This is a genomic window from Curtobacterium sp. VKM Ac-2887, from assembly GCF_015350935.1.
Lineage (GTDB): Bacteria > Actinomycetota > Actinomycetes > Actinomycetales > Microbacteriaceae > Curtobacterium.
Window position 1 is genome coordinate 1 of record NZ_JADKSB010000033.1, and the last position, 15,683, is coordinate 15,683.

Here is a 15,683-nt window from a genome sequence, read left to right on the forward strand (position 1 = left end):
ATCAGCCGAATCACCCACCTCGAGATCCTGGACGAAGTACCACCCGACAGGGACCCGACACTCCTCAGAGCCGACCTCGCCCGATGGCCGACGCGACAGCTCACCTAACCTGCCACCTCGCGCGGCGCCAACCTCTCCAAGGGCGCACGCAATACGGGCATCGCCCTGGAGAAGCAGCGCGGCATCTACCGTGTTCGTGCCCGATCCCTCACCGCAGTACAAGTCGCTGAGTTGTGCGATCGCGCGTCCGCCGACGTTTCAAAGACCGTGTTCGCGAAGGCGTTACGGCGTCAGTCGAGAGACCGTATACGCCCACTTCCAAGCAGCAGCACCACCCGCGGACGAATGAGGCAAGAGCGCGCGATCAGAACCGCGCAGACCAGCATGAACAGTCACATGCCGGTGGAGTCCGGCGAGTGTTCGGTAGAGGATGATGAAACGGACGGTTTGCTGCTTTGTCTGGAGCGCTACGGGATGAGAATGATGCGGCCGAAGACGTCGCCGTCGTCCATTCGTTGGTGCGCGATCGCTCCTTCCGCGAGCGGCATGACGGCGTCGACGACCGGGTGAAGTTCCCCGCGCACGGCCGCCTCGAAGCTCGCGAACCTCGCCCGGTCCCGCTCGTCCGGGTCGATCGAGGTGAGGCTGAATGTCGCGACGGACCGGGACTTCTGGAACGACTGCATCAGTCTCATTCCGAAGTCCGCGGGCGGGAACCCGGACACGGCTCCGACGAGCACCATTCGGCCGTTGGGGGCGAGGCGGTCGATGAAGTCGGGGACGGCAGGGCCCCCTGCGATGTCCACGATCACGTCGAACTCCACCGGTGGGGCTGTGTCACCGTGCCCTGCCCGGTCGAGGACGTCGGTTGCGCCGAACTGCTGAAGCCGGCGGCCGCGGTCCGGCGACGAGGTCGTGACGGCGACCGCCGCAGCGCCCAGCCGGACGGCGAGCTCAATAGCTGCAATCCCGATACTGCCCGCAGCTCCGCGCACAAGAACTCGGTCCCCATGCCCTGCGTGAGCGTGTGCGAGTGCGAAGTGCGCAACCGTTGCTGCACTGCCCAACGCGACCGCGTCGATCGACGAGACCCCGTCGGGAAGAGCAACGACGTCGCCGATGCGGGCAACGGCGAGCTCGGCATAGCCGCCAGAGATGCCAGTGAACGCCCAGACCCGCTGCCCGATGCGGCTTCGGTCGACGCCCTCACCAACCTCGACGATGGTGCCTGCGACCTCGCTTCCCAGGATCATCCCGGACGGGTAGTCGCCGCCTAGCGTGCCGCGGCGGATCACCGCGTCAACACCCCCGACCCCCATAGCGTCGGTCTGGATGACGACCTGGTCGGCTTCGGAGCGGGCAGGTCGACCAGCTCCATTCCGCTGGGTGCACCGAACTCTCGTAGCGTCATAGCGCCCATCGGTCCTCCTGAAATTTTGGGTGGGCGTACCGTCAGGACGGTAGTGGACGCCTACGTCCACTACCGCGAAGTGAGACGAACGGAGTGCCCGATGGCTCAGAAGCTGCGCGCCGACGCCCAGGACAACCGCGACCGCATTCGCACAGCAGCCCGGCAACTCTTCGCCGATCACGGAACAAACGCCGGCATGCGGGAGATCGCTCGTCGGGCCGGCGTGGGACCGGCAACCCTGTACCGACGGTTTCCAACCCGACAAGCGCTCATCGACGATGTCTTCTCCGATGAACTGGCAACCTGCCGGACCATCGTCGAGCACGGCCAGGAGAATCCCGACCCGTGGCAGGGGCTTCGCTTCGTCATCACGGAACCGATCATCCGCAACGCCGGCGAACACGCACTCGTCGACGCAATCGCCACGACGTCCGACCGAACCGGAGCAGTCGCGGAGCATCGTCGACAACTCGTCGCGATGCTCCAGGACCTCACCCAGCAGGCAAAGAGCCAACAGAAGGTTCGCGCTGACGTCACGACCGACGACGTGATCTTGGCACTGGTCGCGGCCCGAGGCCTCAGCGCAATAGATCCGGATAGGAGGGGGATCGCCGCACGCCGACTCGCAGCGCTCATGCTCGACGCCCTCCAACCGAAGCTATGACCCCGACCGCGTGTCGTTAGCCGATGAACGGCGGGCGTACGTCCGGGTCGACCGGGTCGTAGACCGATCGGCTACCGGACGACCGAGCGCGGTAGCGTGCGCTGGTGCAGATCGTCGATGGCGTGTGTGTCTGGTGGAGTGACGAGGACGGCTGGAGCGCTCTTCGTTCGGACGAGGTCGAGTCGGAGGTCTTCGTTCACTTCTCCAACGTCGACATGAGCGACTACCCCTCTCTTCGAGCCGGTCAACGTGTTCGGTTCGAAGTGGAGCCGTATCCGCGAGGGCAGGATGGCTACTTCTTCCGTGCCCACAACGTCGCGATCATCTGACCACTGACGGATCGGCTATCGAGACGGCCTTTCATTCAACCTAGTCGCTCCGCGGCTCAGTTCGGCTCGATGCCGTCGAACAGGGCGCTCACCAGGTCGTCGGCAAGACGTGGGCGAACGTCGAGGCGACTCAGCAGTCGGTACACGATCATCCCGAAGAGCATCTCGATGATCTCGGCCGACGACAGGTCGGGACGGAGTTTGCCGGCGTCGCGGGCTTCGTCCAGACGGGCTGCGATCCCGGACTCGTAGGGACCGGTGAGCCGGGAGTACAGGGTCGCCGCGAGTTCGGGATCGTCCGCCGCCGCCGAGATGAGACCACGAACCAGGCCCTCGTGTTCGGGGTCACCGATGTACGCCAGTGCTCCCCGCAACCACGCCGTCATCACGACGCGGATGTCCCCGCTCGACGGCAGTGCCGTCTGCGGCGGCAGGATCAACCCTTCGAGCAGACAGTCCGCGAGGATCGCGCTCTTGGCGCGCCACCAGCGGTACACCGTCTGCTTCCCGACGTGCGCGCGGGCGGCGATCCCCTCGACGGTGACGCGTTCCCAGCCTCCCTCGGCCAGCAGGTCCCGGGTGGCGATCAAGATCGCGGAGCGAGCGCGCTCGCTGCGTCGGCGGGGTTCGGGTTCTGTCGCTTGACTCACGGTACGGGGAGCGTATCGTTCAACTGACGAGACGGACCGTCTCGTCTCATTCAGATTCCTTTGGAGCACACAAGCATGTCCAAGCAGGTTGTCGCCGTCATCGGTGCCGGTGGAATGGGCGAGTCGATCGCCCGACGTCAGGGAGCGGGCAAGATCCTCGTCCTCGCTGACTTCAACGAGGAACTCCTCAACAGCAAGGTCGCAGCACTGCAGAGCGACGGGTTCGACGTCCGCGGGCTCACGGTCGATGTCTCGTCCCGTGCGTCCGTCCACGAGGTCGCCGCCGCGATCAGCGCCCTCGGGCCGGTGACCCAGGTCATCCACACCGCCGGGCTCTCGCCCACGCAGGCCCCGATCGGCGCGATCCTCGCAGTGGACCTCCTCGGTGTCGCACTCGTCCTCGAGGAGTTCGGGTCTGTCATCGCGGACGGGGGCGCCGGTGTGGTGATCGCGAGCATGGCCGGCTTCACCTACCCGGGCCTGACCCCCGAGCAGGAGTACGCACTGGCGAGGGTCGGCGCGGACGAGCTGCTGCAGCTGCCGTTCACGTCCGGTGATGCCGTTCCGGACCCGGGCGCGGCGTACGGGCTCGCCAAGCGGGCGAACCAGCTGCGTGTACGGCACGCGAGCCAGGCATGGGGGGCACGCGGCGGACGAGTCAACAGCGTCAGCCCCGGCGTGATCTCGACCGCGATGGGCCAGCAGGAGCTCGACGGTGAATCCGGCCTGTACATGCGGGCGATGATCGACGCTTCCGGCACCGGCCGGATCGGGACCCCCACGGACATCTCGAACGCGGTGGCCTTCCTGCTGAGCCCGGAGGCGTCGTACGTCTCCGGAACGGACCTCCTCGTCGACGGCGGCGTCATCGGTGCCGTGACGACCAACCCGCCCTCGATGCTGATCGATGCGATCAGCGCGCTCCGGTGACGCGAGCCGCCGCAGCGCTCCACGACCACGCGAACAAGGAGAAGAACAGATGACCACGGGTCAAGCAGTCCCAGTCCCAGCCTCGGTGAGCCCGCACGCACAGCAGTGGCTCTCGATCCCGAAGGCAGAGTCCACCTACCCGGCGCAGGACGACACCGCAGGGTGGCTCGCGATGATCGAGCAGTCCAACTCCGCCATCGCAACGCAGTTCACCAGTCAGCCACTGCCCGTGTCCACCGAGGACGAGACGATCGCCGGCGTGCCGGTCTTCGTCGTCACCGGCCCCGGCGTCGCCGATGACGACCGTCGGATCCACATCAACTTCCACGGCGGCGGCCTGATCATGGGTGGTGGCGCCGTCTGCCGTGCGATGACCGGGATCTCCGCACTCTCCGCGGGCCTGCGCACGTGGGGCGTCGACTACCGGATGCCGCCCCTGCACCCGTTCCCCGCCGCCCTCGACGACGCGATGGCCGTCTACCGTGCCGCGCTCGAGATCCGGGAGCCGCACGAGATCGTCATCGCGGGTGGGTCCGCCGGCGGGAACATCGCCGCCGCGCTCCTGCTCCGCGCCAAGGACGAGGGCCTCCCCATGCCGGCAGCCCTCGTGCTCAACACTCCGGAGCTCGACCTGACCGAGTCCGGTGACTCGTTCGTCACCAACGCGGCGTTCGACAACCTGCTCAGTTCCCTCCGCGAGGTGAACGAGCTCTACGCTGCCGGGCAGGCGCTCGACGAGCCGTACCTCTCGCCGCTCTTCGGCGACGTCACCGGCTTCCCGCCCACGTTCCTCAAGACCGGTACCCGCGACCTGTTCCTCTCGAACACGGTCCGCATGCACCGGAAGCTCCGCAACGCGGGCGTCGAAGCGGAGCTGCACGTCGGCGAAGCGATGCCGCACGGTGGGTTCGGCGGTGCGCCGGAAGACCAGGAACTCGACGCGGAACTCCAGCGGTTCCTGGCCCGCCACACGGCGTAGCGCTGACATGCCGGGGTCCGTCGGCCGATCCGGGTCGATGGACCCCTGTCATGCGCGGCTCGCCCGCGGTCCACGCGGCACCCATGTCGGCGAGACGACCGTCTCGTCGCTCGAATTTGAAGAGGAATACTGATGGACTTCTCGGAGTACAACGGCAAACGGGTCATCGTCACGGGCTGCTCGTCCGGCATCGGTCTGGCAACGGCGCAAACGCTGGTCGGACTGGGCGCGGAGGTGCACGGCGTGAGTCGCCGGAAGCCCGACCTCGAACTCGCCGCGTTCGACTCGGTGGACCTCGGCGACCCGGACGCGATCCGGAGGGCCTTCGCGGACCAGGACGTGCCGGTCGACGCGCTCTTCAACTGCGCCGGACTCGCGCCGATGTTCCCCGCGCACGACGTGTTGCGGGTCAACTTCCTCGGGACACGGCTCCTCACCGAACTCGTCGTCGAGCGGATGCCTCGGGGATCCGCTGTCGTCAGCACCTCGTCCGACGGCGGTGCCGCGTGGCGGAAGCGGTTGCCGTTGCTCTCGGAGTTCGTCGCGATCGACTCGTTCGAAGCGGGTGCGGCGTGGTACGCGGAACACGAGGAACGAGCCGGCCACGCGTACGCATTCGGGAAGGAGGCGCTCAACCTCTGGTCGTTGCAGCAGTCGACGACGCTCATCGCTCGTGGGATCCGGGTGAACATCACCACCCCGGGCGCCGTCCGCACACCCATGCTCGACGTCATCGAGGAGACCTACCCGAAGGAGCTGTCGGCCGCGACGGCGCAGCCGATCGGTCGTGAGTCGACCGCCGAGGAGCAGGTCCCGCCGTTGCTCTTCCTGAACAGCTCGGCTGCCTCCTACGTCAACGGCACCGACCTCGTCGTCGACGGCGGCTACGGTGCCATGGAGTCGGCCGCTGGGCATCTGTTCAACGTCTGAACCGACGTCCTGCGTCTGGACTGACAGAAGACGGCCGGGCGGCGAGGAACGAACCGTTCCTCGCCGCCCGGCCGTCGTCGTGGCGTCCGGACTCGCCTCAGACCTCGGTGAGCAGTCCTGCCGGGACGGCCTGGTCGAGCTCGTCGAGTGTCCACAGGGCGCGGAGATCGTCGTCCTTCAGGATCGACGCACCGTCCACCGGTTCGGTCCACCGGGTCACCTTCGACCCGGTGACGCCGAAGACCTCACCGGTGACGTCCGCTGCGGCGTCTGAGCAGAGCCATGCGAGCATCGGCGCGATGAGTTCGGCCGGCGGGAGGTGGAAGCCGCTCATCTCGTCCTCCGGGACCCCCTGAGCGCGCAGCGCGTCCTCCATGTCGTCCTTGTACAGGTCGAACGTGCGCGTCCCTGCCGACGGCGCGTAGGAGTTGAACGTCACGCCGGTGCCGCGGTACGTGTTGGCCAGGTCGTGCGAGAAGCCGATGCTGCCGTTCATGACGACGGCGCCGAGCGGGCTCGTCTGGGTGCCGCGTGCGATCTCCGACGTCGCGAAGAGCATGCGCCCCCAGCCCCGCTCGAGCATCGCCGGGACAGCCGCACGGGCCAACCAGAACTTCTGACCGAGGTAGAGATCGACCATCGTGCGCCACGAGGCGTCGTCGGCCTGGATGCCCGACAGCGCCCCCTTGACGAGCGCACCCGCGTTCGCGACGACGATGTCGCAGGCGCCGAACGCATCCACCGCGGTGGCCACCGCCCGCTCGCACCCGTCCGCGTCGGCGATGGAGTCGTAGTTCGCGACGGCTGACCCGCCTGCAGCGACGATCTGGGCGACGGTGTCGTCCGCGGCCTGCGAGCTGACGCCCTCACCGAAGGCGCTCGTGCCGAGGTCGTTCACGACGACGCTCGCCCCCTCCGTGGCCAGCCGGAGCGCAACCTCCTTCCCGATGCCGTTGCCGCCGCCGGTGACGAGGGCGGTTCGCCCCGCGAGTCGATTGGTCATGACCTGTCCTGTTCTGGTTCGAGGGCCGGATGGTGCCGACCCGCTAGCGACCGCCGTCCGCCGTGGATGTGTACCACGGTTCGTGCGGCCTTCCGTGAAGTCTTCCATTCAACGAGACAGATTGTCTCGAAATTGGCTGACAGTCGTCCGGCACCGCTCCGGCGACGGAACGGATCAGCCGCGGGAGTCGAGCACGCCTGCGAACACCAGGTCTGCGAGGTCGGCGACGAACGCGTCGCCGAGGTCCTGACGCGTCAGGATCCGGTAGAGCAGGGCCCCGACGATCGTCTCTGCCACCGTTGCCACGGCGGTCCCCGGTCGAAGCTGACCAGCCTCGATGCCAGCTCGGAGGCGACCGACGAGCACGTCCTGGGTGACGCGGACCTGCTCCTGGAAGTGCGCCGCGACGGCGGTGTTCTCAGCTGCGGCTGCCGTGATCGCCCGCGTCAGCGACGCTGCGGCCGGCACCCGGCTCTGCTCGGCGAACGCCTCGATCCACGCGGTGATGTCCCGACGGACGTCACCGGTGTCGGAGGTGGTGAGGATCGGGCGGACGATGTAGCCCTCGACGAGGCAGTCCGCGACGAGTTCGCTCTTCGACGGGTACCACCGGTAGATGGTCTGCTTCCCCACGCCGGCCGCCGTCGCGATGCGATCGATCGAGAGTCGGTCGTACCCCTGCTCGGTGAGTTCGTCCCTCGTGGCCAGCAGGATGGCTCTCCGAGATGCTTCGCTCCGTGCGCGACCGACTGCCATGACTGCGATCCTGGCAGACGCACCCTCGTCAGGGCGGCCGCCGGTCGATTCACTCCGGACCGCGTTCCCGGAAACGTCGCACGCGCAGGACTGCGTCGTCGAATGCCGAGTCGTCGATCGAGACCGTCGGGATGTCCGGGTGCGCCGCCGCGAAGAGCGCGCCGGTCGTGTGCCCCGGTGGGAGTTGCACGGTCAGCGTCGTCCCGAGTTCAGCAAGCAGGTCGGTCGAGTCCCGCCACCGCACCATCTCGGCGACTCCGGCGGCGAGGTCCTCTCGGACTCGAGCGCCGGAGACGGCGACCCGGGCGGTCGAGGCCGCGATGAAGCGCGTCCGGGGCCGCCGATCAGGGACGGTCTCGAGGACGGCCGCGACGGCCTCCGCGACCGGCAGCATGAGGGCACAGTGCGACGGCACCGCGACGTCGAGCCGGCGTGCTTCGCGCGCGCCGAACCCCGGTGCCCGCGTCGCCGCACGGGCGAGTGCCTCGTCGCTGCCCGCGAGGACGATCTGGTCGGCGGAGTTCTCCATCGCGACGAACAGTGCATCCTCGGCACGGACCGACGCGACCAGGTCGTCCGCGCTCCGGCGTGTGAGTCCGATGACCGCCATGAGCCCGTACCCGAACGGGTGGAGCTCCTGCATCCGCCGCGCTCGGACGGCGACCGCGCGGGCACCTTCCGACACGGTCAGGACGCCGCTGCTGACGGCTGCGCCGAACGCGCCGATCGAGTGACCTGCAACCACGTCTGCTCGGATGCCCGCTTGGTCGAGCAACCGATCAGTGGCGACACCGACGGCGAACAGTCCGACCTGTGCCGCGTACGTCGACGTCAGTGCATCCGCCGAGTCGAGGTCGTGGACGTCCTGGCCGATCGTGTCGCTGATCGTGTCGAGTGTCGTGCGGACGACCGGTTCGTCGGGGAGCGCAGCGATCATGCCTGCCCGCTGCGACCCTTGGCCAGGGAACAGGAAGGCGATCATGCCGACCTCGACGGAGACCACGGGTCCGCGGTCAGGATCGGGCCCGCCGGGGTCCGGACGACCACCTGTCCGAGGCGCCTGTCCGCCCATTCGGTGAGTGCGACGGCGCCGGCTCCTGTCTCGAGGAGACAGTCCACTCGGGACGGGAGCGCGGTGAGGAAGGCGGCGATCTCCGCTGCTTCGGCGCGGGGCATCGGGTCCGGGGCGCGAACGATCATGTCCAGGTCGCTGGTCCGGTGGACGACGGGCAGGCCGGTGGCGAGTTCGAACCCCGCGGACCCGGTGGGACCCCAGGCACGGTGATCGAGCAGGGTCTGCGCAGCCCGCGCGACGGCGGAGATCGTCCGTGCGAGGGCGGGATTGGTCACGAGGAGCGGTGCGCCGTCGATGAGCGTCTCCGGTGCCACGCTCCGGACGGCGTCGGACGACCGGATGTCCAGTGCTCGTCGTTCGTCTCGTGTCCGACCGCGCACCCCCAACGGGATCGTCCCCGGCGGTGTGTCCGCTCGCCGCACGACGCCCCACGCATGCCCGTCGATGCGGTCAGCCCACGCGGGGAGCCGGTGGTCGTCCGCTCGGAACAGGACGAGGTCGTGCGGCCGCAGGTCGGGTCCCGTGCTCAGCGCCATTGCTCGGTCATCGCCGCCCACACGGCGCGTGTCGCTGCTCGTCGGTCGCCCGCCTGCTGCTCCGACCAGCGGGCCTCCAGCGAGCGGCTTCCGTCGCGTCCGCTCTCGACGGCGTTGTCCAGGCGCGCCCGGACGACCGTCACGTCGGCGTCCGACGGGTCGTCGGCATCAGCGACGGTGATCAGGTCGTCGCAGAGCCCCAGCGTCGCCCAGTCCCGGACGTCGTAGGACAGCGGCGGTACGTCGAGGGCGAGCGCGTCCAGTTCCTCGATGCTCCGTCGGGTGATCCGCGCTGCCGCCGGCTTGTGCATGGCGTGGATCTCGACGCCGGGATCGTCGAGGGCGAGGATCTGGTTGGCCTGCAGCCCGTGCGCGAGGAACCCGCCGGAGAGCGCGGTCCCGACGACGAGTGCGACGACTGGATGGCCCGCAGCGCGTGCCGTGGCGTACGCGTCGACGGCCGCGGCGAGGTGCAGGTGGAGCCCGACCATCTCCTCCAGTCGGCCGTAGGCCTGACTCGGGAGGTCGACGACCGCGATGATCGGCCGCTTCTGCGTGGCGGGGAGCGCTGCTTCCGCTGCGACGATCGACGTGATCCGCTCGGCCAGGGCGAGGCTCTCGAGGAGGCCGACCTCGCCGTGACGCGCTCGGTGGAAGGGGCTCGTCGGGTCGGGCACCACGGACAGGAGGGTCGCATCGCCTCCGCCGAAACAGCCCTGCGCTTCGAGGACCGTCGTCGCGATCCGGGACGGCGCGCTCGTGGCCAGGGCGGCGAGCCAGCGGTGTCCACGACTCCGGTGCTGCTCCGGTTCTCCGTCCGGCGCCGCGGGCGGACGGCTTGCCCTCGCGGCGTCTCGGAATCGGCCGGGAAGCGCGGCCGGGGACGGCGGGTCCGTCGGGTCCACGGCGGCCAGGCGGTCGCGGAGGACGTCGAGGGCGCGCGAGGCGGGGAAGTCGACGGGTCCCGCGGCGATCGCCGAGGCCACTGCCCGGCGGATCGTCTCCGTGTCGTCGGCGACGAGGTCGTCGGCTTGGCCGAGGGCGTGTCGCTGCGCGCCACCGTCGATGGACCACACCAGGGCGCGGTCGGACGCATCGAACTCGGCGATCCCGCCCTCGGATTCGATGACCTCGGGGCCGTTCAGTCCGAGCCGGGCTTCACGCGTCATGATGACGGTGGAGCACAGGCCTCCGACGATGCTCATCCCGCCGAAGCTCCCGAGGCCGCCGGCGATGACCGCCACCACCGGCTGTTCAGCGCGGAGCTCGAGCACCGCGGCGCAGGCCTCGGCGACCGCGGCCAGACCCAGGTTCGCCTCCTGCAGGCGGACGCCGCCGGTCTCGAGGAGCAGCACGGCTGCTGTCGGCCGGCCCGCGCGGCTCTCCGACGCGGCCTTCGTGAGTGCGGCGGTGATCTTCGCCCCGGAGACCTCGCCGATGCCCCCACCCTGGAACGCCTGCTCGATGGCGATGACGACCGTGCGGGATCCCTCGAGCGTCCCGAGGGCGACGACGACGCCGTCGTCGGCGGCGGGGACGACGCCTTGCCGTTCGAGCCACGGGGACTCGAGGTGGTCGAACGGGTCGAGGATCTCGCGTTCGGATCCTCGATCGAGGAGGGCGAAGGCCCGCGACCTGGCATCCCGTTCGATGAAACTGTCGCGCTGCACGTACTGCATGACGTCGTTCATGCGTCGACCTCCTGATCACCGGTGGCTTGGTCGAGCGCCTGCAGGAGGCGGATCGAGACCATCGCGGGAGTTGCCCCGAAGTCGTTGATCTCGATGGTGCCCGTCAACCGGTAGCGGGCGAAGAACCGGTGCAGCACGTTGCGCCAGACGTCGTCGAAACCGTCGACGCTGGTGCGCACCTGCACCGTTGCGGCCGCCGTGGGGCCCGGGACGACGAGGACCTCGAGGTCTCCGGAGCCGACGACGCCGGCGTGGGCGCGACGGGTCGCCGGGCGGTCGCCGGAGAATTCGAATTCAAAGGTGCGCATGGGCGAGCTCCAGGTTGGCGGACGAAGTCGAGATGGACGGACGGGACAGGGAGTCGACGAACAGGGCCCCGGCGAGCAGGTCTGCGCTTCCGCCCGGTGAGAGGCGTCGACGATCCGCTTCGTCGGCGAAGCGGTGCACCGCGTCGTCGAACCGTGGTGCGTCGAGCGTGCGGCGCGCACGATGTTGCATCCAGCGCAGGCCGTCGGCGCCGCCCCGGTGGAGGACGCAGGTGTCATCGAGTGTGGCGATGAGCGAGAGCAACGCGCGCAGCCGTGCGGTCTCGTCGGCGGCGCCGCCTGTACGAGCACCGCGGAGCATCGGGAGCGCGACGTGGACGATGTGCGGGAACCCCGCGATGGCTTCACCGACGGCACCGGCCACCCCGTACCGTCGGACCGCTCGTTGCCCGTGCGACGAGGCTCGTGGTGCGCCGGCACTGTCGGGGCGTCGTGCGAGCTCCGCGGCGAACACGACCGCGCCCGACGTCGAACCGGTAGCGGCCACGCCGGTGGCCAGCAGGCCGACCGTCCAGAGCGCGCCGCGGTGCGTGTTCACACCCCCGGTGGTCTCGAGCATCACGCGCTCGCCCTCCCGTCCGAGCGCGCCGACCTCGTCGCGGAGCGCCTGACCGGGAGCCGAACCGGCTCCGGCGTGGGCCAGGGCCTCGAACGTGTCGAACAGGCTCTCGGCGGAGCGCAGGAGCATCGCCAGGTCCATGTCGGTGTGCCCGCCGGTCCCGCGGCGGTCCACGAGTCCGGGCTTCGGCGTCAGGAGGGCCTCGGTCATGATCGCTTCGACCGCGGCGGTCGCGATCATCGTCGGCGTCAACGGTCGGGTCATCGGTTCAGAAGTTCCGGAAGCGGGCCGGCGGATCGTACAGTCCACCGGACCACGCCTCGAGGTCGCCGATGCTCTTCGCGGCGAGGAGCGAACGGTCTGCGCGGCGGACGTCGACGTCGAGGTCCTCCGGGAACGCGACGACCCCGTCCCGACGCAGACGTTCCGTGACGTCCGGATCAGCCCGGAGTCCGATCGGCGTGGCACCGGCCACTGCGGAGATCGCCTCGCGACGTTCGGCGACGCTCGCCGCCTTGTAGAGGTACGCGACCCCCTCCTCGGTCACGACGTGGCTGACGTCGTCGCCGTAGATCATCACCGGTGCCAGCGGCATCCCGGCCTGCGCGCCCACGTCGACGGCGTCGAGACGATCGACGAACGTCGGGGTACCGCCGGCCTTGAAGGTCTCGACCAGCTGCACGACGAGCTTCTGCCCTCGGCGGCTCGCGCCGTCGCCCGTCGCGAGGTCAAGCCAAGCGGCGCTGCCGTGGCGTCGCCCGTGCGGGTCGTGACCCATGTTCGGCGCACCGCCGAACCCGGCGAGCCGACCCGCCGTCACCGTCGACGAGTTGCCGTCGCCGTCGATCTGGAGCGACGAACCGATGAACATGTCGATCGCGTACTGGCCGGCGAGCTGGGCGAGCACACGGTTCGAGCGCAGACTGCCGTCGCTGCCGGTGTAGAACACGTCGGGTCGTGCCGCGACGTAGCGCTCCATCCCGGGTTCGCCGCCGAAGCAGTGGACGGAATCGACCCATCCGCTCTCGATCGCCGGCATCAACGTGGGGTGCGGGTTCAGGACCCAGTGCTTCGCGATCCGCCCACGGAGGCCGAGTTCCTCGCCGTACGTCGGGAGCACGAGTTCGATCGCCGCCGTGTCGAAGCCGATGCCGTGGTTCAGGGATGCGACCTCGTGCCGCTCGTAGACGCCGCGGATCGCGATCATCGCCTTGAGGATCTCGACGCGTCCGATCTTCGCCGGGTCACGCGTGAACAGCGGCTCGAGCTTGTACGGCCGAGGGCTCTCGATGACGACGTCGACCCAGCCGCCCGGGATGTCCACCCGGGGGAGCTCGTCGACGACGCGGTTGACCTGCACGATGACGATGCCGTCGTGGAACGCGGTGGCCTCGACGATCGTCGGGGTGTCCTCGGTGTTGGCGCCGGTGTAGAGGTTGCCCGCTGCGTCGGCCGCTTCCGCGCAGATGAGCGCGACCCGCGGCGCCAGGTCAACGAACATGCGCGCGTACAGCTCGACGTACGTGTGGATCGCACCGATCGAGACCACACGGTCCTCGACGAGCTGCGCGAGCCGGAGGCTCTGTGGTCCGGCGAAGGCGAGGTCGAGCCGAGACGCGATGCCGCGCTCGAAGACGTCCAGGTGGGCGGGGAGGCTCACCGACGAGATCAGCAGGTGCAGGTCGTGGAGGCGAGCAGGGTCCACCTCGGCGAGTGACTGCGCGAGGAAGTCGGCCTGCTTCTGGTTGTCGCCTTCGAGCGACACCCGGTCGTGCGGCCGGATCAGGGTCGTCAGGACGTCGTCGATCCTGTCGGCATCGACGAACTTCGTCCCGGCGCCGAGTCCGAGCTGCGCGAGTCGGAGCTGCTTCTCTGCCCGGCGGGTGGACCACTGAGGGCGCGAATCGGTCATGGACCCAGCCTGGGTTGGAGGCCGGGTTGCGTCCACCCCAGGCAAGGATGTCTCATTCATTCATGCATGAAGGACGAGCCAGCTCGCTCGCCCCGGCACTGGCGCAGCTGGCTGCGCTGGCCGTCGAGGGCACGGTGACGAACGCAGCCGCGCGCAGCGGCACGAGCCAGCCCACGCTGAGCCGGGCGATCGCGGTGTGGGAACGCGATCTGGGGTTCCCTATCGTGACACGGTCCGGCCGCCGTGTCGCGCTCAGCGAGCAGGGCCGGGTGCTCGCCGCCGCTGCGGCCGACGCGCTGGACACCATCGACGATGCCCTGCGACAGGTCCGCGGCGAGTCGGCCCGGCCGACGCTGACCGTTGGGTTCCTCCGATCACTCGGACCCACGGTCGCCGGCGAGCTCATCGCGTCCTTCCTGCGTGGCCGACCCGACGTGGTCGTCGTCCACCGGGAGGGCTCCAGCACGGAACTCGCCGACGCGCTGGCGGAAGGGCGCATGGACATCACCATCACGGCGCCCCGGCCACCGGAACGCCTCGGGTGGATGCCGCTCGGTCGGCAGGCCCTGGTGCTCGTCGTGCCCGCCGGTCACTGGGCAGCGGGGCGGGAGGACGTCGCCCTCGCCGACGTGCGCGGTGAGGCATTCCTCGCGCTCGACCGTCGGTTCGATGCCCGTCGCCGAGCCGACGCACTCTGCGCATCGGCGGGGTTCGCGGCGCGCATCGTGCTCGAGGCAGACAACCTGCTCACTGTGCGCGACTACGTCGCAGCCGGCATGGGCATCGCCGTGCTCCCCGCCGATGCGACGCCGAGTGCGCGGACGAAGTCGGTGCTGATCCGATCCGATGACGCGTCGCGGTCGTTCGGGTTGGCATGGGACCCGCACCGGCTCCCCGACGACGCGCGGGACCTCGTCCGGCACGCGGAGACGGTGTCGGCGAAGTACCCGGGATGGGCAGATGTCCTCGGCTGACGAGTCCTCAGGCGTTGAGGAGCCGCTCGATCTCGACCGCGATCGCAGCCATCCCCGCGCCGTTCGGGTGGAACGACCCGCCGGTGCGCTGCATGTCCTGGTGGAACGGCTGCACCCACGGTGCGACCGACCCGAGGGCGTGCGCGGTGCTGATCGCCGACGCGCGGACGAGCTCCGCGCCGGTCCTGGCCGCGGCGTCGGCGAACACCCGGACGATCGCGTCCTGGATCTCGAAGAACCGGTCCAGCTCGTCGGCGGTGAACGTCGCGGCGGCGGGGGTGACGTCTCGGTCGAGGACGGTGAGGTAGTCCACGAGGACGATCCGCGCGGCCGGGGCCGCCTGACGGACACGCTCGATGACCGACACGAGGCCAGAGGTGGCCAGCTCGACGGCCTCCGACGTCGGAACAGGGATCCCATCGGTGAACATCTGCCCGAGCAGCGCGGCCATCTGGCCGTCAGGCTCGGCGTGCGACCACGCGCTGTACAGCATGGCCCCGGCGAACTGCAGGTCGTTCCCCCCTGCGGTGATGGTGACGACGTCCGCATCCGCGGGCACCCCGTCGATCTGCGGCGGGAACGAGACGCCCTCCGCGACCTGCTGCGGGGTGTCGATGACGTTCGCGGTCGTCGCACCGGACACCGTGAGGTCGACCAGTTCCGCGCCCAAGCGGTCTGCGAGCTGGTGCGCGTAGTTGTTCCCGGACCGCATGGCCGCTCGGTCGACGACCGGTTCGATGTTCGGACCGGCTGCGAACGAGCTGCCGAGGGCGGCGATGAGCTGGTAAGTAGGCACGTCGCCATGCTGCCAGCAGCAGCCGGAATCGGGAACCGGCCGTGATGCAGGAATGCATGAAGGACGCACAGGAGGCGCGGTGCCAGTGAACTGGTCCCGGTTTGTTGGACCGTGAAGTCAGATTAGGCCGCGAGGGCGTGAGCTCGGTATTGAACCGGGCTC

At 69.4% G+C, this 15,683-nt stretch carries 17 protein-coding genes; 6 read left to right on the forward strand and 11 right to left on the reverse strand.

What is annotated here, in order from left to right; genetic code table 11:
• Positions 1–467: 467 nt before the first annotated feature.
• Complete coding sequence (locus ITJ69_RS19645; protein ID WP_323743160.1) at positions 468–1,295, reverse strand: zinc-binding dehydrogenase; 828 nt, start codon at positions 1,293–1,295, stop codon at positions 468–470.
• A 168-nt stretch (positions 1,296–1,463) separates the two neighbouring features.
• Between ITJ69_RS19645 and ITJ69_RS19650 the strand changes: the two genes are divergently transcribed.
• Complete coding sequence (locus ITJ69_RS19650; RefSeq protein WP_323743161.1) at positions 1,464–2,075, forward strand: helix-turn-helix domain-containing protein; 612 nt, start codon at positions 1,464–1,466, stop codon at positions 2,073–2,075.
• Between the two features lie 104 nt (positions 2,076–2,179).
• The gene (locus ITJ69_RS19655; RefSeq protein WP_194673769.1) at positions 2,180–2,404 is read left to right on the forward strand and encodes a cold-shock protein; all 225 of its coding nucleotides are present in this window, start codon (positions 2,180–2,182) and stop codon (positions 2,402–2,404) included.
• Between the two features lie 56 nt (positions 2,405–2,460).
• Here ITJ69_RS19655 and ITJ69_RS19660 read toward each other — a convergent pair whose 3' ends face one another.
• A complete protein-coding gene (locus ITJ69_RS19660; protein WP_194673770.1) occupies positions 2,461–3,054 on the reverse strand; it encodes a TetR/AcrR family transcriptional regulator in 594 nt (197 codons plus the stop codon).
• Between the two features lie 75 nt (positions 3,055–3,129).
• Here ITJ69_RS19660 and ITJ69_RS19665 point away from each other — a divergent pair, with 75 nt between their 5' ends.
• From ITJ69_RS19665 to ITJ69_RS19675, 3 genes are all read left to right on the forward strand, one after another.
• Positions 3,130–3,984: an SDR family oxidoreductase gene (locus ITJ69_RS19665; protein WP_194673771.1), complete on the forward strand. Its 855-nt coding sequence runs from the start codon at positions 3,130–3,132 to the stop codon at positions 3,982–3,984.
• An 85-nt stretch (positions 3,985–4,069) separates the two neighbouring features.
• Positions 4,070–4,963, forward strand: a complete 894-nt coding sequence (locus ITJ69_RS19670; RefSeq protein ID WP_323743162.1) for an alpha/beta hydrolase — start codon at positions 4,070–4,072, stop codon at positions 4,961–4,963.
• Between the two features lie 132 nt (positions 4,964–5,095).
• The gene (locus ITJ69_RS19675; RefSeq protein WP_194673773.1) at positions 5,096–5,893 is read left to right on the forward strand and encodes a coniferyl-alcohol dehydrogenase; all 798 of its coding nucleotides are present in this window, start codon (positions 5,096–5,098) and stop codon (positions 5,891–5,893) included.
• 97 nt (positions 5,894–5,990) lie between these two features.
• On the opposite strand, the gene ITJ69_RS19680 is transcribed toward ITJ69_RS19675, so the two are convergent.
• From ITJ69_RS19680 to mdcA, 8 genes are all read right to left on the reverse strand, one after another.
• Positions 5,991–6,896 (reverse strand): SDR family NAD(P)-dependent oxidoreductase, encoded by a 906-nt coding sequence (locus tag ITJ69_RS19680; RefSeq protein ID WP_194673774.1) that lies wholly within the window; start codon positions 6,894–6,896, stop codon positions 5,991–5,993.
• 174 nt (positions 6,897–7,070) lie between these two features.
• Positions 7,071–7,652 (reverse strand): TetR/AcrR family transcriptional regulator, encoded by a 582-nt coding sequence (locus tag ITJ69_RS19685; protein WP_194673775.1) that lies wholly within the window; start codon positions 7,650–7,652, stop codon positions 7,071–7,073.
• A 49-nt stretch (positions 7,653–7,701) separates the two neighbouring features.
• Complete coding sequence (locus tag ITJ69_RS19690; protein ID WP_323743163.1) at positions 7,702–8,724, reverse strand: malonate decarboxylase subunit epsilon; 1,023 nt, start codon at positions 8,722–8,724, stop codon at positions 7,702–7,704.
• Positions 8,631–9,263, reverse strand: coding sequence for a malonate decarboxylase holo-ACP synthase (locus ITJ69_RS19695; RefSeq protein WP_194673777.1), 633 nt, complete (start codon positions 9,261–9,263; stop codon positions 8,631–8,633). Before ITJ69_RS19695 ends, ITJ69_RS19690 begins: the two co-directional genes overlap by 94 nt.
• Entirely contained in the window at positions 9,254–10,954 is a 1,701-nt protein-coding gene (locus ITJ69_RS19700; RefSeq protein WP_194673778.1) for a biotin-independent malonate decarboxylase subunit beta, read from the reverse strand. Before ITJ69_RS19700 ends, ITJ69_RS19695 begins: the two co-directional genes overlap by 10 nt.
• Entirely contained in the window at positions 10,951–11,262 is a 312-nt protein-coding gene (locus ITJ69_RS19705; protein ID WP_194673779.1) for a malonate decarboxylase subunit delta, read from the reverse strand. The genes ITJ69_RS19700 and ITJ69_RS19705 overlap by 4 nt, the downstream gene beginning before the upstream one ends.
• Complete coding sequence (gene mdcB / locus ITJ69_RS19710; RefSeq protein WP_194673780.1) at positions 11,249–12,103, reverse strand: triphosphoribosyl-dephospho-CoA synthase MdcB; 855 nt, start codon at positions 12,101–12,103, stop codon at positions 11,249–11,251. The genes ITJ69_RS19705 and mdcB overlap by 14 nt, the downstream gene beginning before the upstream one ends.
• 4 nt (positions 12,104–12,107) lie before the next feature.
• Complete coding sequence (gene mdcA, locus ITJ69_RS19715; protein WP_194673781.1) at positions 12,108–13,751, reverse strand: malonate decarboxylase subunit alpha; 1,644 nt, start codon at positions 13,749–13,751, stop codon at positions 12,108–12,110.
• Positions 13,752–13,813: 62 nt separating this feature from the next.
• Here mdcA and ITJ69_RS19720 point away from each other — a divergent pair, with 62 nt between their 5' ends.
• Entirely contained in the window at positions 13,814–14,725 is a 912-nt protein-coding gene (locus ITJ69_RS19720) for a LysR family transcriptional regulator (RefSeq protein ID WP_194673782.1), read from the forward strand.
• A 7-nt stretch (positions 14,726–14,732) separates the two neighbouring features.
• Here ITJ69_RS19720 and ITJ69_RS19725 read toward each other — a convergent pair whose 3' ends face one another.
• Positions 14,733–15,521, reverse strand: coding sequence for an SGNH/GDSL hydrolase family protein (locus ITJ69_RS19725; protein ID WP_194673783.1), 789 nt, complete (start codon positions 15,519–15,521; stop codon positions 14,733–14,735).
• Between the last annotated feature and the right edge of the window lie 162 nt (positions 15,522–15,683).